Genomic DNA, 23,242 nt, shown 5'->3' with positions numbered 1-23,242 from the left:
TATTTTCTCTGCGATCTCTTCGATTTCGCGAAGCGCTTCTCCTTTGCCTGGGTGGCTAAAGGTCGGCACAAGGGTAGATGGTTCAAAGAAAACACAGACACCCCCGGCAGCCTCTGGTACGACAGTGTGGAAATCGCTGGACCGGGAGCATGGGAATGAACACATTTTGTTATCTTCCACACCCCCAGTCACAAACACGATCGCGCTGTAGCAGGCGGCACCTCACCAATCCCTGCAAATGAGGCTACGAGCATGCATACCTTGATCCAATTATTGCGCAATCTGATCCAAAGATTCGTAGGGAGGAGCCACCCCACTGACGCGGTAGAGGAACCCCAACCCCCACCTTCGCCGGAACCAGGACCCACGGTCGAGGAACATGAAACTACCTCGGAGTCGGATCCAGGGACTTCCACAATCCCAGAAGCCGCTGCAGCTTTTTTGGGGAACATCACCGCCCAGCCGGACCTACCGCCAGCCTCCGTCCCTTGGCACATTTTGAGCCAAGCCCCAGCGCGACGCAGCGTGAGTACCGGAGTTGCGGGCGAGACGTTTCAGGAGATGGTCTTTACGGGCGCCGATCGCTTCGTGCGGTTGCGCAATTATAGCGGCGCCATCGACGATACCGGCCCCGTTTGGACAATGGATATTACCCGGGTGAAACCGGTACATCTTCCCCCAAGGGAACAGCGTAACAGGGAATCCAAAGAAGTCGATTGGGATGTCCTCTTTGCGATAACGGGAGTAGATGACTGGGAAGAATTCTGCGCACACTTCTTTCCGGGACACCTGGGTCACATCGCCGCTTACCTGCCCTTCGCATTTTCTCGGGAAGAAACTCCGGAGGTCTTTTCTGCCATCCTGCGGCGCCTTTTAGAAGAAGGCCGGCTCGTTCACGCGCAACCGGGCAAAACCATCAACGAGCTACGTCGTTCCCCGGCACGCCCACTACCCCTGTGGGCGGCTTCATCCGAGGTGGCGGCGAACTGCTATCGCCTGTACTGGCCTGACGTAGAGCATGTCGATTACATCAATGTAATGACGAGCTATTGTGCCTGGTACATGCAATTTGCCTGGGTGGCCTGGAACGAGCAGATCCTCGTTGCCCATGGGCTGGCGGAAGAGCATCGACCCGGTGGCCTGTGGTACGACAGTTCTGAATACGCCAAGGCAGGTGAGTGGGCGCTCCTGCCGCGCAACGAGGACGCCGCGCCCGTGGTGGGCCTCGCCCTGCAAAGGCATCTCCGCCGCCTGGGCTTCGATTCCGTCGACGCCTTGGCACGCTACCACTTCGGATTCCCCTTCGATCAACTGCTGCGCGGACTGCAACTCGAGACCCTGCCTCGAAGGGAGGTGCAGGACTTCGTCCTGGAATTGCTGCACCTGCTCTTGCACCGCGGCTGGCTGGTCCACGCCGATCCGAAGGTACCCTGGCCTCGGCAGTTCTGGCAGGGCGAAAAACCGCTGCGCCGCTGGCAGGCCACGGCCCAGGATATCGTCGATTGCCTGCGCGTCTTGTGGCCCTACACCCTCAGCCGGGAACCGGAGCGATGCCCCTATTTTCTCTGCGATCTCTTCGATTTCGCGAAGCGCTTCTCCTTTGCCTGGGTGGGCAAAGGGCGGCACAGCGGCCGACGGTCAGAGGAATATGAAGATACTCCTGGCAGCCTCTGGTACGACGATGAGGAAATCGCAAAACCGGGCGAGTGGGTGTGATGCCGGGGTAGGCCCCGAGCACCCCCACCCAAGGATTGGGCGGTGGGCGCCGGTCTTTGGCCCTGGAGATGGCGAGTGCGGGCTCGGATGCGGCGCAGACTCTGTCCTCGCACGGCGGCGAAATTGGCCGGACCCATGGATTTACAGGGCGCCGTAACCTCTATAAAATTCTGGATAAACTTCCTCCGTCTCCCTCCGGAGTGTGTTCGTGACTGCCGCCGCAACAGTCAGCTCTAAGCCAATTGCCGACAATGCGCCCTTGCGCTGTCTGCAGCTTTCGAAGCGCTTCGGTACGCAGGAAGTGTTGAAGGATATTTCCTTTACTTTGGATGCGGGCGAATTCGCTGTCCTGATCGGTCCCAACGGCGCCGGCAAAAGTACGCTGCTGTCCATTCTCGTCGGCTTGATATTGCCCGATCGCGGTAGCGTCTTCGTCCTCGATGGCGAAATCGCCCGCCTGAAGGAAGCCCAGCGCCTGGAAATTGGCTACGTACCGCAGGACTTTTCCGGCTTCGGCTGGATGCCCGTGGGAGAGCTACTGGACTATATTGGGGCGTTCTATCCTCGAGAGCGGCGATGCTGGCCGGAGTTGGAGGACTGGGCCGCGTTGTCGCGGCGGACGCGGGTGCAGGAACTATCGGGGGGCCAGAGGCAGCGCTTGGCCATCGTGCTTGCCCTGCGCCACCGGCCACGCTTGGTCCTCTTGGACGAGCCGGTGTCGAGTCTCGATCCCCGGGCGCGGCTCGATTTTGTCCGGCTCTTGCATGGCGATTGCAGGGCACGTGGCAGTACCTGTCTACTATCGTCCCATATCCTGTCGGACCTCGAGCCCCTCGCTGACCGTAGCCTGATTCTGCACCAGGGTTGCCTCTTGGGGGACTGGAGCACTGTGGATCGGCGCGAGGATCTGCGCTGGCTGTATCCGCGGGCAGATGGGCTGGACTTGCCGACCTTGCCCGCGGGCCTGGAGGTACTGACCAAGACGACCGACGGTACCATTCTGGTGCGCGGCTGGCGTGCCCTGTCCGCAACAGAGCGGGCCCAGTCCGAGGCACTTTGGCGCAGCGAGATACCCCAGGACATGGGGTCGATCTTCTTGGCCCTGACCGATGCGGAGCGTTCATGACGGCCGCCTGGCGCAGTCTGCGGCCAGGATTTTTCTTACGCGATAACCTCTACGCGACTTCCGGTGGCCTGTTTTTCGTTGTGCTGGCGGTGGGTCTGTCTTTGAGTAATACCCGCGTCGATCCTTGGCATCCGAATCACGCCTGGGCCGCCATGGGCACGCGGACAAGCCTTGGCCTCGGCTTCTTAATGCTTGGCGCGGGGATGTTCACACACTACTGGCGCACCGTAGCGGAACCCCTCGTGTTCCCGGTACCGCGCTTTCGCCGTGATCACCGCTGGCTTTTTTCCGCTCTGCTCGGTCTGCTCGCTGTCTTTGGCTTTTTTGTCTTGCTGCACCGGCAGGCTGCACCGACGGGAGCGGTCTTGCTCCCTCTGATTTTTCTGCTGGGGGGCGCGGTCCTGGCGACCCTGCCCATTTCGCTATCGACTCCGGCGGGAAGTGCGACCCGTGGATTGCGACTACTGGTCCTGTCCCCTTTCTACCTCCTCATTTTCAGTGGGCCAATCTACTGGCGTATCGGTACCTTGCCCCCCAACGCGGCCGTTCCCCTCGCTCTGCTGATTGCGGGCTTTTTAGGTCTTGGGCTTCTTTACACTCCTCGTGAGCTGCGCGCGTTTCTGGACCTGCGCGGCTCGGCACGGCGAAGGGTGCCGAGCCTGCGTCTCGGCCGATGGAGCAAGGCCTGGGCATGGACACCGCCGGGCTGGCGCTTCGCGCCCTGGGTCTACGGCCCCCGGCTCTACGGCATCCTGGGGTCGCTGCTGCAACAGGGTATAGGGCTTGCGGCCCTTGCGTTCAGTTTTAGCATAGCGCTGGCCTTCGCAAGCCACGTGCCAGCAGGAGCCGACATCCCAGACCTGGTGATCGTCCGTACCCTGACTTTTGCCTCGATCTTCGGTCTGGCCTGGGGGAGCTGGACATCGCGGCCTTTCGAGTGGCAATACCTATTGCTCACCGGCGCCTGGGGTGACCATCGCGAGACCATGCTCGCCCGATGGATGCAGGATTTTGCTCGACACCTGTTGCTACTCGTCGCCGCGAGCCTGCTGATCCCCTTCCTGGTCTTAATCTATCTGCAGGTGCCGATCTGGACGATCTTGGCAACGCTGACGGTCTTTACAGCGAGCCTGGTCATCAATGCCTATCTCCCTATGGCGGCGGTGGCTATTACGGGGGCGTTCCGGGGTGTCCGCTATGGCTTGCTCGTGGGCACCGGAGCTGTGATCAACATGCTCGTGCTGAATTTTTTGCTGGCCGGGAGCCTGCTGGCCCCCTCCGCGGCCAGGACTCAGGCACCGGTCTGGGATGTGAGCGCGAGCCTCGTAGCGCTTCTTTTCGTCCTCGTGGCGCACCAAGGTGTCAAGGGACGCCTGGGGCGGGCGGACTGGCTCCTGACGGGTTTGGGTCGGGGGCCTGCGCGCCACGTCGGGCCGACCATGGCGCCCACGCGCGAGCGTCCCTGGACGCCCCTTGCCGCCCTGCTGCTCATGATCGCTTTTTTCCTGGGGCAGCCGGTGGTGGCGGCCTTCGCCGTTTTTGCGCGGGGGTTTTGGATCGGGCTGGAATTGGGTGCGCGTTACGGGGTACAGCACCTCAAGCCGCCGGTGGCGCTGCTCCACGCAAGGATTGCCGAGCTCAGTCTGGACTTTCGGGTGTGGACAGGATTGCTGGCCTACATCCTTACAGCGGCAGCATTACTGGGGTTCTTGCGCTGGTATCTGAGCCGCGAGCAGTGGCGCAGCCCCCAGGGCATCGGCTGGTGTCCTGCCTCCACGGTCCGCGCCTACCCGGTAGCGCTGATGCTGGCCCTGTTGCTTTTTGGCCTGAGTGCCCTGCTGGTGCAGATTTTTCCTCCGCCAACCCATTTGAGCCCGCAGACCCTGGGGGTATTCGATGCCTTCCACATGACCGGCTGGCCCCGCTACCTGATGATCTTTCTCTCCGTGATCCTGGCGCCGGTGGTAGAGGAAATCGTCTTTCGCGGAGCCGGTCTTGCGGGCTTGCGCCAGCGCCTGTCCCCGTGGCTTGCCGGTGGCATCGTCAGCCTGCTCTTCGTACTCGTCCATCTGCCCTCCAAGGTGGACAATTTCCATTATCCTGAGGCTTTGATACCCATCGCCGCTCTTGCTCTGGCGCTGCTGTGGCTGCGCCTGAAGTACCGGTCGTTGTGGCCGGGGATTTTCCTGCACGCCAGCTGGAACGGTGCCGCCGTTCTCGCCACCCTGTTGCACTGAAGTAGCCGGGGTACGCGCCGCGCGCGGGGGCAGAGCCCTTACCCGGCCAAGGGGCGGGGCTTCGCGGCGGGTATGGCCATACGTCTTTTCAGGGCTGCGGCGGGTTGGCTCCCGGCGGTGTGGCTTGGTTGGCGTCGGCACCGTAGGGAGGGTAACGGTACGGCTCTGCTGGAAGCTGGTCGACGATCTGCTCGAGACCGGGCGCGCCAATATCGATGGGCGTGGGTACGGTATTGGGACGATGCACCAGATCGATCACGCGCTGCCAGTTCACCATGGGCTTGGCATCGGCACTGGCAAGGTAGCGGGTGATGGCATCTACCGCCCGCTGCTGCGGGGAATTGGGATCGCGGTATTCCGGCAGAGGCTGAAAGGACTGGAGATATAGGTGGCCGTCGCCGTCGCTGCCGACGAGGTAGGGAGCGTCGATGCTGCGCACGGGGGTGCCGACTTTGACCATCTTGAAAAGCTGCACCTCGTTCTCCGGGTAAACGTGGAAGCAGCCGTGGCTGACGCGCATCCCAACGCCCCAAGGTTTGTTGGTGCCGTGGATGTAGATCTGCGACCAACCCGTCTCCAGCGCCAGCTCGCCCATGGGGTTGTCCGGGCCTGGTGGGAAATAGGCGGGAATGGGTTCACCGGCTTTGGCGTGCTCTTCCTGGATGTTCTTGGGCACCGTCCAGCTGGGATCCTTGACCTTGGCGATGATGCGGGTGCTGCCCAAAGGATCGGGCCACTTGGGCCGGAAGATACCGACGGGATAGGTGTAGACGACCTTCTGCTCCGGCGGGAAGTAGTACAGCCGCCGCGCGGGAATATCGATGACGATGCCGACCCAGGGTTTGGGCGGGAGGATGTATTCGCTGGGGATCAAGACCCGCGTACCGGCGCCAGGTAGCCAGGGATCGACACTGGGATTGGCAGCGCGGATCTCGTTATAGCCGATGTCGTAATGGCGGGCGATGTCCAGCAAGGTATCCTGCTGGCGGGCGGTCACCACGCGCAGCTTGCCGACCATGTTGGAGCCGGGTGGCGGCAAGGGAAACTCTGAGGCCGAGGCTGACCCTGTAAGACCAGCGGCCACGACCGCTACTGTCAGATACCACCAACGCCGCTTCTGCATGGGCCTCATTCCACCGACTCCAATAATGCCAGATCCACCTGCTCGTCTCCTCCGTCTCTCCGTAGTCTTAGGTACTCTCGCCCATTTTCCGTCCACACATCGACGATGACGCCTTCCATCCGGCGGCCGTCGTGCAATCGTAACCGAATCCGCCGACGGTGCATGGCGGCAAGCTCCAGAGCACTGTGCAGCGCACAGCTGATGGGACGGTAGGGCAGATCATCGGGCATGGATGCCATCCACTCCGCCCAGGTAGGGGCGCAAGGCCGCAGGAATGTAGATACTGCCGTCGGCCTGCTGATGATTTTCCAAAAGCGCGACGAGGGTACGTCCTACGGCAAGCCCGGAACCGTTGAGGGTATGGGCCAGCTCGGGTCGGCCATCGTCCTTGCGATAGCGCAGCTGCAATCGGCGCGCCTGAAAACTGCCGAAATTGCTGCAGGAGCTGATTTCTCGGTAGACACCCTGGCTTGGCAGCCAGACCTCCAGATCGTAGGTTTTAGCGGCGCTGAAACCCAGATCACCGGCGCAGAGCGCCATCACCCGGTAGGGTAGCTCCAGGCGCTGCAGGACCGTTTCGGCGTGGGTGGTGAGCTCCTCGTGGGCGGCGGCAGAGGCTTCCGGCCGCACGATCTGGACGATCTCCACCTTGTCGAACTGATGCTGGCGGATCATGCCACGGGTATCGCGCCCGGCGGCGCCCGCTTCGCGGCGGAAGCAGGGGGTATAGGCGCAGAATCGCTGCGGCAGCTCCTCGACGATACTCTCCCGCAGCAGATTGGTGAGGGGGACCTCGGCCGTGGGGATGAGATAGTAGGGGTCGTCACGCAGGGCGAAAAGGTCTTCCTCGAATTTGGGCAACTGACCGGTACCAAACAGGGAGGCGGCATTGGCGAGGTAGGGCGGGGCAATCTCCAGATAGCCATGCTCCTGGGTCTGGATGTCCAGCATAAACTGGATGAGGGCACGCTCCAGGCGGGCTCCCCAACCCCGGAGCACCACGAAGCGGCTGCCAGCGAGCTTGGCGCCGGCGGCAAAATCGGCTATTCCCAGCTGCTCCGCCAGATCGACGTGGTCGCGGACGGGAAAAGGAAACTGCCGCGGCTCGGCCCAACGGCGCAACTCGCGGTTATCGCTTTCATCGCGGCCCTCGGGCACCTCGGCATCGGGCAGATTGGGCAGAGTCTGAACAAAGGCGTCCCAGGCACCCAGAGCCTGCCGCTGGTCCTCCTCGACGGCGGCAATGCGGGCGGAAACGGCCGTAGCCTGTTCCTGCAGCGCGAGGGCGTCCTCACCCTGGCGCTTGGCCACCCCGATGGCCTTGGACAGGCGATTGCGCTCGTTGCGCAGATTTTCCAGCTCTACCTGCAGGGCCTTGCGCCGCTCGTCCAGGCTCTGGAGTGCCGCGAGATCCAGGACGAAACCGCGCCGGGCAAGCCCGGAAGCGACCATCTCGGGCTGGGTTCGCAGAAGGACGGGGTCGAGCATGGCGGTCAGTCTCCTGGGGCTGTGCGATGTGCGGCGATCCACCGCAGGCGTTCTCCCATGCGCTGCTCGAAGCCGCGCTCGGAGGCCTCGTACCAGGGCTCCTTGGCAGCCGCAAGCGCTTGGGGAAGATAGCTCTGCGCCGGCGCGATGGCGTCGGGAAAGTCGTGATCGTATTGGTAATCGCGCCCGTAATCCAGATCTTTGTGCAGCTTGGTGGGCGCGTTGCGCAGATGCCGGGGTACGGGGTGGCTGGGCTGCTGTCGGATCGTCTCGCGCACCTTTTTCCAAGCGCTGTACAGACGATTGCTCTTGGGGCAACTGGCCAGATAAACGGCCGCCTGCGCCAAGGCCAATTCCCCTTCCGGACTGCCCAAGGCCTGGAAGGCCTCGCGGGCGGCCAGAGCCACCTCCAGGGCGCGCGGATCGGCCAGGCCCACATCCTCCACCGCCACTCGGATCAGACGCCGCGCCAGATAGAGAGGGTCGGCTCCGCCATCGAGCATGCGCGCCAGCCAGTAGAGGCTCGCATCCACATCGGAACCGCGCAGCGATTTATGCAGGGCCGATATTTCATCGTAGAAATGCTCGCCGCCACGGTCGAAATGACGCCAGCTCTGACCCGCCGCCTGAGCCAGCACCTGGGTATCGAGCTTTAGACGGCCATCGCTCTCGGGCGCCAACTGCACCGCCAGATCCAGGATATTGAGCAGACGCCGGGCGTCGCCGTCGGCCTGCAGCAGCAGCTCGCTGCGGGCAGATTCCGGCAGCTCCACAGACAACCCGCCCAGACCCCGTTCGCGGTCCTGCAGGCTGCGCTCCAGAATCTCCGCCAGATCTTTTTGATCCAACGGTTCCAGCACATAGATGCGGACTCTGGACAGAAGCGCACCCACCAGAGCGAAACTGGGATTCTCCGTGGTCGCTCCGATGAGGGTGAGATTGCCCTCCTCGAGGTGCGGAAGCAAGGCATCCTGCTGGGTCTTGTTGAAGCGATGGATCTCATCGACAAAGAGTACCGTGGCCTCGCCCCGCAGGCGTCGCTCCGCACCCTCGGCCGCAGCCGCGCGCAGTTCGCGAACGCCGCTGTCCACCGCGGACAGGGTGAGTACCCGCGCACCCTGCTCGGCCGCGAGGAGGTGCGCCAGCGTGGTCTTGCCGACGCCGGGCGGGCCCCAGAAAACGAGAGAATGCAGAGTGTGTCGACGCAGCATGGCGGCGATGGGGCCGCGGGGCCCCAGCAGCCGTCTCTGGCCGACGAACTCGGCGAGGGAGCGGGGACGCATGCGCCCTGCCAGGGGTCGCAGATCGGTGTCGGTCAACTCGGAACGCTCGGCCAGGCCGTGGCAAAGACCTCAAAAGCTGCGGGAGATGCCAGCTCCGAAGGTAAAGGCGCTGGCTTTGTAACTGCCGGGAGCCACGCTGAAACCGCCGCTGCCGGGCAGGGTGTAAGCCGAAAGCCCGGTGCTCCCGGAAAAGGCATAGGCGGCCGCGATGTCATAGTGCCAGGGACCGAGACCGATGCCGAGACCGAAGCCGGCCAGATTACTGCTGGTGGCGGGGATGGCTACGCCGACGGCGTCACTACGGCTGGGATTGCCCTCATGGGCTATACCGGCGCGCAGGGCAAGATCCTGGTTTAAGTGATAGCTCAGGCCGAGACGATAGGCGAGACTGGATTTCCAGTGCAGGCTGCCGTAATAGGGAAGCTGGGCATTACTCCAATCGGTCCAGTCCACATCCAGCTCGGTAGCGAAAGCCTTGGTCCAGCGATAGCGCAGCCCGGCCTGTACGCGACCCGGCAGGTCCAGGTGACCACCGCCGGCGCTGATACTCGCGGGGGAGCGGTAACTCAGGGCCGCATTCAGGGTTTCGGTGGTGTAAAAAAGCGAGAAGTTGCCACCCACGCCACCACCATTGGCAGAAACCGGACCGAAGTGTCCGCCCAGGGTCTGGTAATAATCCAGACCGACACCAACACTCAGATCCGGCAGCAACAGATAGGCGACGCTGGGACTGATGTCGAGCACCCGCAGGCTATTCTTGAGGTAGGGACTGTTGCTACCCAGAGCACCCGGCGCCCAGGTGTCACGGATGCTGTAGGGAGAGGTGATGGCCACACCCGCAGACAGGGGCAGCGCCGAAAACCGGTGGCTGTAGAAGAGGTTGGGGAGGATGCTGGTCTGGGTCTGCGCGCCGATGCTGCCGCCGGGCCCCGCATAATTGTAGCTGGGCCGCTGCGCCAGCACCTCCAGAGCAGCGCGGTTGCCCGGGAAAAACACCATGGCGGCAGGATTGTCGCCCAGGCTGCTCACGGGTTGGCCATCGGCCACGGTGGCCCCGCCCTCGGAGAGAGCCGTCACGCTCGTGGGTGTGGCAAATCCGGCAGCCCAGGCGGGCGCACTGCCGCTCAGCGCCAGTATGGCCAAAAGGAAGGGGGCAGTAGAGCGTCGCATGGATCGTCCTCCGGGATCACGGATTACTGAGCACATCCACACCCTTGGGCGGGACGAACTGGAAGGTGTGCGCAGCTATGGGCCGATTGATGCGCACCTTGGTGAAACGTAGCAGGGTCTTCTGGGAGAAGGCGTCTTCCATGCGCATCTCGCGCAGCTGTCCGCGGCCATCGAAACCCAGACGCAGGGCAGTGAAACCCTGTGTCTGACCGTCCTTGGGTTCGAGCAGCACCCACTGCAAGCCGTCCTTGGCCGGGAGGGTCTGGACCTTGAAGTCCCGATCCAGGGTGTCGCGTCCGGCGATGAGGGCAGCGGGCGTCGAGCCAAGGCTCTTGCTCAAAGGCTGCACCGTCACCTGTTGCAGTGCCGGTTCGTAGAGCCAGACCCGCTCGCCGTTGGAGACGATTACCTGACCATCGGCCCCGGCATAGTCCCAGCGAAACTTGCCGGGCCGGGAGATCCACAGCCGCCCGCTGGCGCGCTTGATGATCTCGCCCTGGGCGTTGGCGATCTCCTGACTGAAATCGGCGGTGACGGTGTGGGTATCCTGAAAGAAACGATGCAGATCCTGCACAGCGCTGGCCGCCTGGGCGCCGCCAACGAGGAGCAGGCTGACACAGAAAGCCGTGAACCAGCGCCAAAGAAGCCCAGTCATCCGGGGCTCGCGATCAGTCTTCATCTCGACCTGGTGGGGGTCCGCCATAGATTTCTCTGCTCCCGTTACTCTGCAGTGGCCCGACAACACCGGCCCGCTCCATGGCTTCCACCATGCGGGCCGCGCGATTGTATCCTACTTTGAGCTGGCGCTGCACGTAGGAGATGCTGGCCTTGCGGCTGCGGGTGACGATGGCGACGGCCTGGTCGTACAGAGGATCGGTCTCGGCATCCTCGTCGTCCATGCTCCCGCCCTCGCCATCCTCACCTTGCCCGGCCAAGATGTCCGGATCGTAGTCGGGCGTGCCCAGGCTGCGCAGGGCCTCGACCACACGGTGCACTTCCTCGTCGCTGACGTAGGCGCCGTGCACCCGTTGCGGATAACCGGTCCCGGGCGGCAGGTAGAGCATGTCGCCCTGCCCCAGCAGGGTCTCGGCCCCCATCTGATCAAGGATGGTGCGCGAGTCGATCCGCGACGATACCTGAAAGGCGATACGCGTCGGGATATTGGCCTTGATCAGGCCAGTGATCACATCCACCGAGGGCCGCTGGGTGGCCATGATGAGGTGCAGACCGGCGGCTCGGGCCTTCTGGGCCAGGCGGGTGATGAGGGTTTCGACCTGCTTGCCCACCACCATCATCAGGTCTGCGAATTCATCGATGACCACGACGATGGCCGGGAGCGGCGCAAGCGGCAGAGCCTCGCCATCGCTGTCGCGGTCGGGTCCCGAGAGCTGCTCGCCGCGACTCTCGGCCTCACGGAGCTTTTGATTGTAGCCGCCGAGGTTGCGCACCCCGATGTGGGCCATGAGCTTGTAGCGTCGCTCCATCTCTGCCACGCACCAGCGCAAGGCGTTGGCCGCCTCTTTCATGTCCGTCACCACGGGCGCCAGCAGGTGGGGAATGCCCTCGTAGACCGAGAGCTCCAGCATCTTGGGGTCCACCAGGATCAGGCGCACCTCGGCGGGAGTCGCCTTGAAGAGGAGGCTCAGTATCATGGCATTGACGCCCACGGATTTGCCGGCACCCGTCGTACCCGCCACCAGCAGGTGGGGCATGCGCGCCAGATCCGCAGCCACCGGCTGTCCGCCGATGTCCTGACCAAGGGCGAGGGTCAAGAGGCTTTTGCTCTGGGTGAAGGCCGGACTGGAAAGGATCTCCGTCAGGCGGACGATACGCCGCTTGGGGTTGGGGACCTCGATACCCATGGTCGCCTTGCCGGGTATGGCCTCCACCACGCGTACCCGGGCCGCCAAGACCCGGGCCAGGTCCTTGCTGAGACCCGCCACCTGGCTGACCTTGACGCCCGCGGCGGGTTCGATCTCGAAGCGGGTGATGACCGGCCCTGGGTGAGCGGCGACCACACTGGCCTGCACGCCGAAGTCCGCCATCTTCTCTTCCAGCAGCCGGGAGCGCGCCGCCAGTTCCTCCGGCTTACCTGTGGCGCCGGTGTCGAGAGGATCGGCAGGGTCGAGCAAGGCGAGGACCGGCAGGCCCCGCTCATCCAGTGCCGTCATGCTCAGGGGAAGCTGTCGCTCCACGACACTGCCGGGACGGGACCCTGCCGGACGTGGCGATGTCCGCCGCGCTGCCGCCGCGGCTGGGATTGACGGTGCGCCCAGGGTGGCGGACGCGGGTGCTGCTGGGAGAGGCGGCTCGACTCCAGCGGGCGCAGGCTCGTGCACGGGCGTCAGGGTGGCATCGGCACGGCGTTGCGAGCGTCGCCACGCCGGTACATGCAAGGACCAGGATGGCAGACGCAGACGCAAGCGGGGACGCGGCAGGCTCGGCACCGTCCAGCCACTCAGGGCATGGTGCACGCGGCGGGGAGACACGGCGAACACCAGGGCCAGTGCCAGGGCGAGCACCACCAGCTCCACGAGGAGCAGACCGCCGACGCCGATACTGGGCAGGAGCACCGAGAGCAGCGCCCCACCCAGGAGACCACCGGCACTCTGGCTGGGAAAAGGCCAGGAAGCGGCCGGCCAGAATTGCGCTGCCATGGTGGATACCGTCGCCAGCAGGGGCAGCATGGCGACCGGTCGCCACCAGGGAAAACGCCGCTGCCAAAAAACTTGACGGGCCAGACCCCATGCCCAGTACAGAACCAGTCCGGGCACGATCCAGGCGGCCACGCCGAGCAGCTGGATCAGGACATCGGCGAGATTGGCCCCCGCCGTACCCCCGAGGTTGCGCACCCCGTCCCCCCGCCCGCTGTTGAACCAGTTGGGGTCCAGGGGGTGGAAGCTGTAGACGGACATGGCCGTGAAAGCACCCAGAAGACCGAGGACCAAGAGCCACAATTCGGCTCTGCGCAAGGCCGAGAGTCGCACAAAGCCCCCCCGCGGTGCCGGAGCACCCTTGCGCGTTTTGGACCGGGCGGCGTCGGAGCTGACACTGGGCATCGCTCGGACGCTAAAGGAGCTTGTCTAGGCTGTCAAGCCTTGGCTCGAGGCTTTGCAAGTCCGCTGGGGATGTGGCCGCAAGAGTTGCCGAGTGCTTGGGTCGGCGCCGCAGCAGCGGCAGGTAAAGTGGGCGGCGCGGCGGGTACCAGAACCCGGTTCGACTGACACTCCCGCCGCTCGATGCTATGCTCAAGCCTTCACGGATTTCGAGGCGAGCAGAGAACAGATGAGCGAGAAGCAGGCAGTCATCGATGAAAAGGCATCCCGGCTCTTGATCCTCGGTTCGGGGCCCGCAGGCTATACGGCGGCCATCTACGCTGCGCGCGCCAACCTGCGGCCGGTGCTGGTACAGGGCATGGAGCCCGGCGGCCAGCTGATGACCACGACGGATGTGGACAACTGGCCGGGGGCGGCGGAAGGGATTCTCGGACCGGAACTCATGGCCGAACTGGAAAAGCAGGCGCGCCGCTTCGATACGGAGATCCTGTTCGATCACATCCACCAGGTGGATCTCAGCCAGCGTCCCTTTCGTCTCAGCGGCGATCAACACTGCTACCGCACCGATGCCCTCATCGTCGCCACCGGCGCTTCCGCCAAGTACCTGGGACTCCCCAGCGAAGACCGCTATCGCGGCAAGGGCGTATCGGCCTGCGCCACCTGCGACGGTTTTTTCTATCGTAATCAGGACGTCGCGGTGGTGGGCGGTGGCAACACGGCGGTCGAAGAGGCCCTTTATCTCAGCAACATTGCCCGCCACGTCACGGTGATCCATCGGCGCGACAAGTTCCGCGCCGAAAAGATCCTGCAGGACAAACTGCTCGCCAAGGAGAATGTCACCGTCGTGTGGAACCACGTGGTGGATGAGATCCTCGGCGACGGCAATGGAGTAACGGGCCTGCGCATACGCGAGCGCGACGGCGAGGCGACCCGCGAGCTCGAGCTCATGGGGGTATTCATCGCCATCGGCCATCGGCCCAATACCGATATCTTTCGGGGTCAGCTGGACATGGACGATAGCGGTTACCTCATCACCCGGGGGGGTCGCGATGGGCTGGCCACCATGACCAGTGTATCGGGCGTTTTCGCCGCCGGCGACGTGCAGGATCACGTCTACCGCCAGGCGGTCACCAGTGCCGGCAGCGGCTGCATGGCCGCCCTCGATGCGGAGCGCTGGCTGGAAAATCCCAGCGAGTGATGGGCCGTGAGTGGCAGACGCAGGCCCAAGGCCCGATCTGCAGACACGGTCGTCCCGGGCGAAGGGCCGACGCCGGATGAGTGCGCGCTGTTCCGAGAAAGCCTCGGCAAGGTACGTCCCTTCTCCGCTCCAGAACCACCGCCAAGACCGGCCCCGCCGCCGCCGGAGGCTCGCCAGCGAGAGGCCGACGAACTGGCGGTCATCGCGGCCCTGGACAAGCCCTCCCCGGAAGACATGGCCTGGCTCAATGGCGATGAGTGGGTGTTCCTGCGACCGGGGCTGCCCCAAGGGCTGCTGCGCGATCTGCGTCGGGGACGGATTCGGACCCAGAGCGATCTCGACCTACACGGTCTGATAGCGGAAGAAGCGCGGCTGGCCGTGGCCCAGTTTCTGCAGGATGCGCGTCGCCAACGCCTGACCTGTGTGCGCATCATCCACGGTAAGGGCCTGGGCTCTCCCGGGCAGATGCCCGTCCTGAAGCGCCTGGTAGGCTTGTGGCTGATGCGCCGTCAGGAGGTTCTGGCTTTCACTCAGGCGCACCCAGCCGAAGGCGGCAGCGGCGCCCTGCGCGTGCTGCTGGGACGCGGCACCCGAAAGCGCTGACTGCCCGCAGGTGCCAGATCTACGATCGCAGCGTGCCCATCTGCCCAGGGCCGGAAGCGGCTCTGACGGATGGATCGGCGAACGCAGCCCGCTGGCGCCTTCAGCGCACTTGCAGCGAATCCGCCGGTTCCCACTTGCTCCGGCTGGGCATCTCCCCATCCGCCTCGGCCAGGGCGGCAAGAATGGGACAATGTTCCACGGGTCCGTGACCAGGACAGCGTTCGGCCTGGTGCGCCAGGGCATCGCGCATACGCTGCAGGTCGGCGATCTTGCGATCGATGTCGCCGATCTTGCGCTCCGCCAGGGCCTTGACCGTCGCCATGTCGCTCTCGGGCTGATGGCTGAGATCCAGCAGCTCCTTGATCTCGGTGAGGGAAAAACCGAGATTCTGTGCACGACGGATGAACCGCAGACGCGACTCCGCCTCGCTGTCGTAGAGTCGGTAGTTGGATTGTGTGCGCTGCACCGGCCGGATGAGGCCGATGCGCTCGTAGTAGCGCAGGGTTTCCGCCGCCAGTCCTGCCTCGCGCGCCAGACGCCCAATGGTCACGTGATTGTTCATGACTCCCTTCCTGTAATTAGCTGGACAACAGCCTGTAGTTTATCGTAAAGCGTTCTGCAAAATCAAAGCACATGCCCGCATCACTCAGCCCTGTGTCTGCACGCCTAGAGCCTCCAGACACACCGTGGCAAAACTCCCGGCGGGCAAGAAAAACTCGATCTCCAGCTTGGTTGCATCACGCCACTGCCAGGAGCTGTCCTGCGTACGGCAACGCAGCGCCCGACGCGCGGCGCGCAGTCCTTGTCCGGCAAGACGATCGGCCCAGACCAGACCGTTCTCGGCAAACTCCGGCGGCCCCACCCAAGCCGCCAATGCGGCTTGCTCCGCACGCGCCGCGTCTCCTACGGGCCCATCGGTACCTGCACCGGCCAGAGGACCGCTGGGATGCAGATCCCAGGCGCACAGGCGCGCCTCCAGGGATGGCCAGTCCGCACCCTCCGGGCTGGCCACGAAATGGCTGTGCGAACCTTCCAGCTGCACGCGCTCGCCGGGCAACAGGTGCTGCCAGCTGCCATCCCGCACACGCTCGGCGAGGACGGCATTGAACAGGGCCGATCGCGCCGTGGACCAGAGCAGACCCACCTGCCCACGCTGCGGTCGCCGGCCGGTACCCGCCAGGAGCCGGGCGGCAGCCGCCAGGTTACCGTGGCCGAAGCGTTGCGCCCCAAAATAATTGGGGAAACCCCGCTGTCCCAGCTGAGACAGAGCCGCTTCCCAGTCCTCGCGACTGCCGTGCTGCACCATCAGGGACAGGCGAAAGCGATTGCCCAGGTGTACCCCCCGGCGCAGCTTGCGGTCGTGTCGGCTGCATTGGAGGATGCGCAGCTCCCGGTCTTCCAGCGCCGACCAGTCCGGCTCTGTCTTGCCGGGCAGAGACACGGTAAAGAACTGGCGGGTGCGTGCGTGGCGATCCTTGAGACCGGCATAGCCGATGTCGCGGGGCTGGACTTTGGCGTGGCGGGCAATGCGGCGCACCACCTCCTCGGTGTTGAGACCCGCTTTCTCGATCTGCAGGAATACGTGCTCGCCGACCCCGCTGGGGCGAAAAGGCAGGATCTCTTCGACAAAGAAGGTGTCCGGCCCCCGCTGGAGCAGCCCGCCGAGAGTTGCGTCCCGAGCGGGATACAGACGTTCCGGGCCGCTAGACATGGGACAGCAGGCAGACGGCGTGCGTGGCAATGCCCTCGCCTCGACCCGTGTAGCCCAGATGCTCCGTGGTGGTGGCCTTGATGTTGAGCCGATCCTCATCGAGCTGCAGGTCCGCGCAAAGATTCTGCCGCATGGCGGGAATGTGCCCAGCCAGGCGCGGGCGTTGACAGACCACCGTCGCATCGACGTTGACGGGTTGCCAGCCTCGCTGCGCCAGAAGCTCGCGGCAGTGGCGCAGCAGGATGCGCGAGTCGACGCCGGCAAAACGCGGGTCCGTGTCGGGAAAATGGCGGCCGATATCGCCAAGGGCGGCCGCACCCAGGAGCGCGTCGCAGATGGCGTGGATGAGAACGTCGGCGTCGGAGTGGCCGGCAAGGCCCAGGTCGAAGGGGATTCGGACACCGCCGAGAATGAGCGGTCGATCCGCCACCAGGGCGTGGACGTCGAAGCCGTGTCCGATACGCAGCTCGCTCACGCGGCACCTCCCATCTCACGAGCGGCGAGGATGGCGGCCGCCAGCTCGAGATCGTCGGGGTAGGTGATCTTGAGGTTGTCGCTGTGCCCCCGAATGAGGCGCGGCCGCCAGCCCTCCTGCTCCATGGCGGAGGCCTCATCGGTGATGGGCAGGGCCTGCTTTTTGGCGTGGGTCAGGGCCGAGAGCAAGGATCCCAGCGGAAAAGCCTGGGGTGTGAGGGCGCGCCAGAGGTGGTGGCGATCGACGGTTCCGAGGCTATGACCGGCCTCTTCCCGCTTGAGAGTATCGGCCACCGGGACGGCCAGCAGGGCACCCTGGGGACTCTCTGGGAGGGCATCGAGGAGGGCGTGCAGGTCTTGGCTGCGCAGGCAGGGGCGCCCGGCAGCACCAGCTGCACCCCGGCAATGCGCTCCTCGCCTAGAAAAGAGGCGATGGCGTGCGCCAACACCGGACGCCCCAACAGGCTCTGATACTGCTTGGCTTGGGCCGAACCAAAGCGCTGCCCGCGTCCCCCCGCCGGGATGACCGTCCAGATCTTGTCCATCCGCTTTCCCCGTCCTCGCTTTGGCTGCGCCACGAATCCCGATGATAACTCGACGCCCGGCATTTTGCAGTTTTCGCGGTCCCCTTATAGACTGACCCCCTTCAACGTGGGGAAGCATCGGCTTGGGAGCAGAGTTATCCTTGGGCGCCGCGCCCGGTCCGGGGAGCGTCCAGCATTTCAGTCCATGGCTGGGCGCGGCGGGACCGTGGCTCGCCGCCCAGGCCATGGAGCGCTGGCAGCGGCCGATATTGGCCATCGTCAGCAGTGCCCGAGAGCTGGATGTCTGGGTGCGGGAATGGCGTTTCTTTGCTCCGGAATGGGGCGAGGCACTGGTCTTTCCCGATCGCGACATCCTCCCTTACGATCGGCTCAGTCCGCCGGCAGAGGCCACCGCCACGCGGCTGGCGACCCTGGCGGCCTTGCCCCGTTGGCGCGGTCTGTGCGTGACCTCGGTGGCCGCCGCCCTGCAAAAACTGCCGCCGGCCAGCTTCTTGGATCAGCATGCCCTCGTCCTGCGCCGCGGCGATCACCTCGAGCCCGCGCGTTTTCGCCAGCGTCTGGTGGATGCCGGCTATCGCGCCGTGGCGGAGGTGTCGGAGCCGGGCGAGCTGGCCTGGCGGGGGGGCATCATCGATCTGTTCCCCAGTGGCAGCGCCGTACCCTACCGCATCGAACTCTTCGACCAGGAAGTGGAAAGCATCCGCTCCTTCGACCCCGAGAGCCAGCGCAGCCTTGAGCCGGTGGACCAGGTCACGACCTTGCCGGCGCGCGAGGTGCCGGTGGACGCGGACGCTCTCCAAGCCTTCCGTGCCCGGTTTCGGGCCCGTTTCAGCGGCGATCCGCAGCGGGCCGAAATCTATCGGCGTGCCAGCCAAGGCACGGTCCCCGCGGGCGCCGAACACTATCTCCCGCTGTTCTTTGAAGCACCCGGCAAACTTTGGGATTTCCTCCCCCGCGACACCCTGGTCCTCACGCCCCCAGGTCTGACCGAGGCAGAGGCACAGGTCCGCGCCGACTGGCACGAGCGGTACGAGGAACACCGGCACGATCCAGCGCACCCGCTCCTCAGCCCCGAGGAACTGCTGTGGGACGCCGCCACCTGGCAAGCGGACCTGTCGCTGCGCGGGCGCCTGGCGGAAGGCTCGGGGACGACGGCTCAGGCTCTGCCGCTGGCGGCACCCCCCCCGCTGCAGGCCGATCTGGATCAGCCTTTGGCGGGCCTGGACACCTTTCTCGCCGGCTTGCCTGCGGGCGCCCGCGCCCTCATCGCTGCCGAGTCGCCGGGTCGCGCCGAGGCCCTGGCGGAGCATCTCCGCCAGCGCGGCCACACCCCCGAGCGCTGCAGCGATTGGCCCAGCTTCCTGAAGGCCAAGGGCCCCATCGCTCTGGCCGTCGCCCCGCTGGAAAGAGGCCTTCTGGAGATGCGTGGCGGCAGGATCGAACGCGCCCTCATATCCGAGGCGCAGATCTTCGGCGATCGGATCTTTGCTCAAAGACGCAGCCACAGCGCCCGGCGGCGCAGTCAGGAACACCTGATCCGCGATCTTGGTGAACTGCAGGCCGGCGACGCCGTCACCCACGAGGACTACGGCATCGGCCGTTTCCGCGGCCTCGAGACACCTTTCGTGGCCCAAGGGGACGTCAACGAATACGTCGTCCTGGAGTATGCCGGCGGCGATCTGGTCTACGTCCCTGCGGATCACCTGGACCGCATCGCGCGTTACATCGGCAACGGCGTAGACGAACCGGAACTGACCCGCCTTGGCAGTCGGTCTTGGGACAAGGCCAAGGCACGGGCCAGGGCCAAGGCCGTGGATGCCGCCAGCGAGCTCCTGGATATCTACGCGCGCCGCGCGGCCCGCCCTGGACGCGCCTTTCCGCCTCCGGACGAGCGCTACTGGGATTTCGTCTCCCGATTTCCCTTCGAGGAAACACCGGATCAACAGGCAGCCATCGACGCGGTCCTGGCCGACATGACCAAGGCGCGGCCCATGGATCGTCTCATCTGCGGCGATGTCGGCTTCGGCAAAACCGAGGTAGCGCTGCGCGCGGCCTTTCTCGCGGCGGCCAGCGGCGCTCAGGTCGCGGTGCTCGTCCCCACCACCCTGCTCGCCCAGCAACATTTCGAAAACTTCCGCGACCGCTTTGCCGGCCTGCCCATCCGCGTGGCGGTGCTGTCGCGCTTCCAGAATGCGCGGGAACGGCGGGAAGTGCTGCAGGCACTGGCGTCGGGCGCGATCCGGATCATCATCGGTACCCACCGCCTGCTGAGCCGCGACGTGCAGTTCCACGATCTGGGTCTGCTCATCCTCGACGAGGAGCACCGCTTTGGCGTGCGCCAGAAGGAGCAGATCAAGGCCCTACGCTCCGAGGTGGACGTGTTGACCCTGACGGCGACCCCCATTCCCCGGACCCTCAATCTATCCCTGGCGGGGCTGCGCGATCTGTCCATCATCGCCACACCGCCGGAACGGCGCCAGCCGGTGCGGACCTTCGTCCAGATCTTCTCCGAGGAGCTGGTGCGCGAGGCCTGTCAGCGGGAATTGCATCGCGGTGGCCAGATCTACTACCTGCACAACGAGGTGCGCGATATCGAGCGCAGTGCCGCCACCCTGCGCCGGCTGGTCCCCGAGGCGCGCCTGCGTATCGCTCACGGGCAGATGCCCGAGGCGGAGCTCGAAAGCGTGATGCTGGATTTCTACCACCAGCGCTTCGATATACTGCTGTGCACCACCATCATCGAATCGGGCATCGACAATCCCAGCGCCAATACCATGCTCATCGACCGCGCCGACCGCTTCGGGCTGGCCCAGCTGCACCAGCTGCGCGGTCGCGTCGGGCGTTCGCACCAGCGCGCCTATTGCTACCTCTTCACTCCCGACCCGCGGGCCATGACCGAGGACGCCCGCCGGCGGCTGGACGCCATCCAGTCGCTGGAGGATCTGGGCGTGGGTTTTGCCCTGGCCAGTCACGATCTGGAGATCCGCGGCGCTGGCGAGCTGCTGGGCGATGCCCAGAGCGGACACATGGAAGAGGTGGGCTTCACCCTCTTCATGGAGTGGCTGAACGAGGCGGTGGATGCCATCCGCGCTGGCCGTGATCCCCAGAGCCTGGCCCAGAGCCGTGCCGAAGGCCCACGTATCCACCTCAACATCGCCGCGCTCATCCCAGCCAGCTACATCGCCGACGTGCATCTGCGCCTGCAGTTCTACAAACGCTTGGCCAAGATCCGCCAGGCCAGCGAAATCGGCGAACTGTTGGTAGAGCTCATCGACCGCTTTGGCCCCATCCCCGAGGAGCTGCGCGCCCTGCTCTGCCAGACCCATCTGCGTCTGGTCGCGCAGGAGATGGGTGTGGTGGCCATCGATGCCGGCCCCGCCGGCGCCCGTCTGGAATTTTCCGAAACGCACCAGGTCGCCCCCGAAAAGGTCATCGCCCTTTTGCAACAACAGCCCACGGAATATCGTCTGGAGGGTGAACAGGTGCTGCGCTGGCGCCGGCCGCTGCCCGACGGCGAAGCCCGCTGCGAAGCTACCCTGAAACTCATCCAGTCCTTGAGGAGAACGCCATGAGCAGTACCCGCCTTGCGATCCTGAGCCCCGCCGCTGTCGGTCCCATGCCCTTGCCCGCCATCCTCGGCAGTATCGTCCAGGGCCACCTGGAGCAACGGGAGGTCTGGGAATGCTGGTTACAGGATTGGGAGCTGCCGGTGTCCGTGAGCGAGCTCAGCCCGGTGTTGGACGAGCTGGCACGCCAGTGCCTTGCCCAGGGGCGTGAACTCTTCTGGACACCGACGGACCCGGGCGAGATCCGGCTGCGCCTGGTCCTGCAGGGCGAGGCCTCGGCCACACCCCTGCGGCGCGCGCTGACGGCCCTCAAGCTGCAGGGCTTCCTGCCCGCCCGGGTGATGGAGGCCCAGGGCAAGGTGTTGGTGCTGGAAATCTTCGGGCCGGAGCTGTCCCTCCCCTTGGGCAATCACCGTCTGGCCGAAGCCATGGAGGGCCTGGCTACCGATGCCGCGCTGGCGCCCTTCTGGTCGCCGGAGCATTTTCGCTTGTTGGTGAGCGACATGGACTCCACTCTGCTCAGCATCGAGTGCATCGACGAGCTGGGCGAGCACCTCGGTCTCAAACGTCAGATCGCCGCCATCACCGAACGCTCCATGGCCGGAGAACTGGATTTCCGCAGCTCCCTCATCGAACGCACCCGCCTGCTGGCCGGTACCCCTGCCAGCGCCATCGACGCCGTCATCCGCGATCGCCTGCAGCTCAATCCCGGCGCCCGCGAGCTCATCGCCGCCGCCAAGCGTCACGGGGTGCAGACCGCGGTGGTGTCCGGTGGCTTCACCCAGTTCACTCGCCACCTGCAGGAGTCCCTGGATCTGGACTACCAGTTTGCCAATACCCTGGAGATCCGCGACGGCAAGCTCACCGGGACCGTACTGGGCGACATCATCGACGCCGAGGCCAAGGCCAATATCCTGGAACTCCTGGCCATCACCGTGGGCGTCGATGCCGGGCGCTGTGTGGCCATCGGTGACGGCGCCAACGACCTGCCCATGCTGCGTAAGGCCGGGGTCGGGATCGCCTACCACGCCAAGGCGACGGTTCGCGCCCAGGCCGACTTTCAGATTCGTCACGGCGGGTTGGACAGCGCCATCGCCTTTCTCGGCTGGTGATAGGGGGCACGCTTGCAGCCCTTGCAAGCGGTTTAGACACAATATAAACTAAGACGTGTTTTATACCACCGTCACAGGAGCATGTCATGAAACTCGCTAACAAAGAAGGCCAGCCCGTCCCACAGGTCGTATTCCGTACCCGCGAAAACAATCAGTGGCGCGACGTCAGCAGCAGGGAACTCTTCAGCGGCCGCAATGTTGTGGTCTTCGCGCTGCCCGGCGCCTTCACCCCCACCTGCTCTTCCAGCCACCTGCCTCGCTACAACGAGCTGGCGCCGACCTTCCGCGAGAACGGCATCGACGAGATCCTTTGCATCTCCGTCAACGATGCCTTCGTCATGGAGGCCTGGGCCAAGGAGCTTGCCGTCGAGAACGTTCGCCTCATTCCCGACGGCAACGGCGAGTTTACGGCCGGCATGGGGATGCTGGTGGACAAGCACGATCTGGGCTTCGGTAAGCGCTCTTGGCGCTATTCCATGCTGGTACGCGATGGCATCGTGGCCAAGATGTTCATCGAGCCCGACAAGCCCGGTGACCCCTTCGAAGTCTCCGATGCCGACACCATGCTGCGCTTCATCAATCCCGAGGCCCGTGAGCCGGAATTCATCACGCTGTTCACGCGGGAAGGCTGTCCGCACTGCGCCCGCGCCAAGCAGATGCTCCAGGATCGGGGGCTCGTCTACGAGGAAATCCGCACGGGCATGGGTACCGGTATCAGCTCTCGCAGCATTCGCGCCGTCAGCGGCCGTTCCACGGTGCCGCAGATCTTCATCGGTGGCCGCCACATCGGCGGCGCTGACGATCTGGCCCGCTATCTGAGCGCCCAGTAAGGCA

At 64.8% G+C, this 23,242-nt stretch carries 18 protein-coding genes and 1 pseudogene; 8 read left to right on the top strand and 11 right to left on the bottom strand.

The features are described from left to right. Positions 1 to 525 precede the first annotated feature (525 nt). The 3 genes from Q0C23_RS05980 to Q0C23_RS05970 all read left to right on the top strand — a co-directional run bounded on the left by Q0C23_RS05980 (position 526) and on the right by Q0C23_RS05970 (position 5,079). Positions 526 to 1,716 (top strand): hypothetical protein, encoded by a 1,191-nt coding sequence (locus tag Q0C23_RS05980; protein WP_291511467.1) that lies wholly within the window; start codon positions 526 to 528, stop codon positions 1,714 to 1,716. Positions 1,717 to 1,924: 208 nt separating this feature from the next. Further along, complete coding sequence (locus Q0C23_RS05975) at positions 1,925 to 2,842, top strand: ABC transporter ATP-binding protein (protein ID WP_291511466.1); 918 nt, start codon at positions 1,925 to 1,927, stop codon at positions 2,840 to 2,842. Continuing rightward, entirely contained in the window at positions 2,839 to 5,079 is a 2,241-nt protein-coding gene (locus Q0C23_RS05970; protein ID WP_291511465.1) for a CPBP family intramembrane glutamic endopeptidase, read from the top strand. Before Q0C23_RS05975 ends, Q0C23_RS05970 begins: the two co-directional genes overlap by 4 nt. A gap of 88 nt (positions 5,080 to 5,167) precedes the next feature. On the opposite strand, the gene Q0C23_RS05965 is transcribed toward Q0C23_RS05970, so the two are convergent. From Q0C23_RS05965 to Q0C23_RS05935, 7 genes are read right to left on the bottom strand one after another with little or no spacing between them, the layout of a single operon-like run. Beyond that, the gene (locus Q0C23_RS05965) at positions 5,168 to 6,202 is read right to left on the bottom strand and encodes a L,D-transpeptidase family protein (protein WP_291511464.1); all 1,035 of its coding nucleotides are present in this window, start codon (positions 6,200 to 6,202) and stop codon (positions 5,168 to 5,170) included. Between the two features lie 5 nt (positions 6,203 to 6,207). Then, entirely contained in the window at positions 6,208 to 6,432 is a 225-nt protein-coding gene (locus tag Q0C23_RS05960; protein WP_291511463.1) for a Rho-binding antiterminator, read from the bottom strand. After that, on the bottom strand, positions 6,422 to 7,690 hold the full coding sequence (gene serS / locus Q0C23_RS05955; RefSeq protein WP_291511462.1) for a serine--tRNA ligase: 1,269 nt from the start codon (positions 7,688 to 7,690) through the stop codon (positions 6,422 to 6,424). The genes Q0C23_RS05960 and serS overlap by 11 nt, the downstream gene beginning before the upstream one ends. A 5-nt stretch (positions 7,691 to 7,695) precedes the next feature. Then, complete coding sequence (locus Q0C23_RS05950; RefSeq protein WP_291511461.1) at positions 7,696 to 9,009, bottom strand: replication-associated recombination protein A; 1,314 nt, start codon at positions 9,007 to 9,009, stop codon at positions 7,696 to 7,698. A gap of 33 nt (positions 9,010 to 9,042) precedes the next feature. Continuing rightward, complete coding sequence (locus Q0C23_RS05945) at positions 9,043 to 10,143, bottom strand: OmpP1/FadL family transporter (RefSeq protein ID WP_291511460.1); 1,101 nt, start codon at positions 10,141 to 10,143, stop codon at positions 9,043 to 9,045. A gap of 16 nt (positions 10,144 to 10,159) precedes the next feature. Continuing rightward, positions 10,160 to 10,798: an outer membrane lipoprotein chaperone LolA gene (gene lolA, locus Q0C23_RS05940; protein WP_291511459.1), complete on the bottom strand. Its 639-nt coding sequence runs from the start codon at positions 10,796 to 10,798 to the stop codon at positions 10,160 to 10,162. Positions 10,799 to 10,811: 13 nt separating this feature from the next. Next, positions 10,812 to 13,115 carry a DNA translocase FtsK gene (locus tag Q0C23_RS05935; protein WP_291511458.1) on the bottom strand — a complete coding sequence of 768 codons (2,304 nt, stop codon included), beginning with the start codon at positions 13,113 to 13,115 and terminating at the stop codon, positions 10,812 to 10,814. Between the two features lie 313 nt (positions 13,116 to 13,428). Here Q0C23_RS05935 and trxB point away from each other — a divergent pair, with 313 nt between their 5' ends. Both trxB and Q0C23_RS05925 read left to right on the top strand, forming a co-directional pair. Continuing rightward, positions 13,429 to 14,397 carry a thioredoxin-disulfide reductase gene (gene trxB / locus Q0C23_RS05930; RefSeq protein ID WP_291511457.1) on the top strand — a complete coding sequence of 323 codons (969 nt, stop codon included), beginning with the start codon at positions 13,429 to 13,431 and terminating at the stop codon, positions 14,395 to 14,397. 6 nt (positions 14,398 to 14,403) lie between these two features. Then, positions 14,404 to 15,000: a Smr/MutS family protein gene (locus Q0C23_RS05925; protein WP_291511456.1), complete on the top strand. Its 597-nt coding sequence runs from the start codon at positions 14,404 to 14,406 to the stop codon at positions 14,998 to 15,000. Between the two features lie 100 nt (positions 15,001 to 15,100). Here Q0C23_RS05925 and Q0C23_RS05920 read toward each other — a convergent pair whose 3' ends face one another. The 4 genes and pseudogenes from Q0C23_RS05920 to Q0C23_RS05905 form a co-directional block, all read right to left on the bottom strand. After that, on the bottom strand, positions 15,101 to 15,562 hold the full coding sequence (locus Q0C23_RS05920; protein WP_291511455.1) for a heavy metal-responsive transcriptional regulator: 462 nt from the start codon (positions 15,560 to 15,562) through the stop codon (positions 15,101 to 15,103). An 84-nt stretch (positions 15,563 to 15,646) separates the two neighbouring features. After that, positions 15,647 to 16,711: a tRNA pseudouridine(13) synthase TruD gene (gene truD, locus Q0C23_RS05915; protein ID WP_291511454.1), complete on the bottom strand. Its 1,065-nt coding sequence runs from the start codon at positions 16,709 to 16,711 to the stop codon at positions 15,647 to 15,649. After that, a complete protein-coding gene (ispF, locus tag Q0C23_RS05910; RefSeq protein ID WP_291511453.1) occupies positions 16,704 to 17,186 on the bottom strand; it encodes a 2-C-methyl-D-erythritol 2,4-cyclodiphosphate synthase in 483 nt (160 codons plus the stop codon). The genes truD and ispF overlap by 8 nt, the downstream gene beginning before the upstream one ends. Next, a pseudogene (locus tag Q0C23_RS05905) lies at positions 17,183 to 17,730 on the bottom strand (2-C-methyl-D-erythritol 4-phosphate cytidylyltransferase). The gene ispF and the pseudogene Q0C23_RS05905 overlap by 4 nt, the downstream one beginning before the upstream one ends. A 122-nt stretch (positions 17,731 to 17,852) precedes the next feature. Between Q0C23_RS05905 and mfd the strand changes: the two are divergent. The 3 genes from mfd to Q0C23_RS05890 all read left to right on the top strand — a co-directional run bounded on the left by mfd (position 17,853) and on the right by Q0C23_RS05890 (position 23,238). Then, a complete protein-coding gene (gene mfd / locus Q0C23_RS05900; protein ID WP_291511452.1) occupies positions 17,853 to 21,302 on the top strand; it encodes a transcription-repair coupling factor in 3,450 nt (1,149 codons plus the stop codon). Beyond that, the gene (gene serB / locus Q0C23_RS05895; RefSeq protein WP_291511451.1) at positions 21,299 to 22,408 is read left to right on the top strand and encodes a phosphoserine phosphatase SerB; all 1,110 of its coding nucleotides are present in this window, start codon (positions 21,299 to 21,301) and stop codon (positions 22,406 to 22,408) included. The genes mfd and serB overlap by 4 nt, the downstream gene beginning before the upstream one ends. Before the next feature lie 86 nt (positions 22,409 to 22,494). Then, positions 22,495 to 23,238: a glutathione peroxidase gene (locus Q0C23_RS05890; protein WP_291511450.1), complete on the top strand. Its 744-nt coding sequence runs from the start codon at positions 22,495 to 22,497 to the stop codon at positions 23,236 to 23,238. The last annotated feature ends 4 nt before the right edge of the window (positions 23,239 to 23,242 follow it).

The organism is Acidithiobacillus sp., from assembly GCF_023256195.1.
GTDB lineage: Bacteria > Pseudomonadota > Gammaproteobacteria > Acidithiobacillales > Acidithiobacillaceae > Acidithiobacillus_A.
This window is presented reverse-complemented; position numbering and strand designations above follow the sequence as displayed.

Excerpts from the sequence above, each read along its gene's own strand:
- Q0C23_RS05965 (WP_291511464.1), bottom strand. The coding sequence starts at position 6,202 with ATGCAGAAGCGGCGTTGGTGGTATCTGACAGTAGCGGTCGTGGCCGCT.
- Q0C23_RS05890 (WP_291511450.1), top strand. The coding sequence starts at position 22,495 with ATGAAACTCGCTAACAAAGAAGGCCAGCCCGTCCCACAGGTCGTATTC.
- serS (WP_291511462.1), bottom strand. The coding sequence starts at position 7,690 with ATGCTCGACCCCGTCCTTCTGCGAACCCAGCCCGAGATGGTCGCTTCC.
- lolA (WP_291511459.1), bottom strand. The coding sequence starts at position 10,798 with ATGACTGGGCTTCTTTGGCGCTGGTTCACGGCTTTCTGTGTCAGCCTG.
- Q0C23_RS05920 (WP_291511455.1), bottom strand. The coding sequence starts at position 15,562 with ATGAACAATCACGTGACCATTGGGCGTCTGGCGCGCGAGGCAGGACTG.
- serB (WP_291511451.1), top strand. The coding sequence starts at position 21,299 with ATGAGCAGTACCCGCCTTGCGATCCTGAGCCCCGCCGCTGTCGGTCCC.
- trxB (WP_291511457.1), top strand. The coding sequence starts at position 13,429 with ATGAGCGAGAAGCAGGCAGTCATCGATGAAAAGGCATCCCGGCTCTTG.
- Q0C23_RS05945 (WP_291511460.1), bottom strand. The coding sequence starts at position 10,143 with ATGCGACGCTCTACTGCCCCCTTCCTTTTGGCCATACTGGCGCTGAGC.
- Q0C23_RS05970 (WP_291511465.1), top strand. The coding sequence starts at position 2,839 with ATGACGGCCGCCTGGCGCAGTCTGCGGCCAGGATTTTTCTTACGCGAT.
- Q0C23_RS05960 (WP_291511463.1), bottom strand. The coding sequence starts at position 6,432 with ATGCCCGATGATCTGCCCTACCGTCCCATCAGCTGTGCGCTGCACAGT.
- truD (WP_291511454.1), bottom strand. The coding sequence starts at position 16,711 with ATGTCTAGCGGCCCGGAACGTCTGTATCCCGCTCGGGACGCAACTCTC.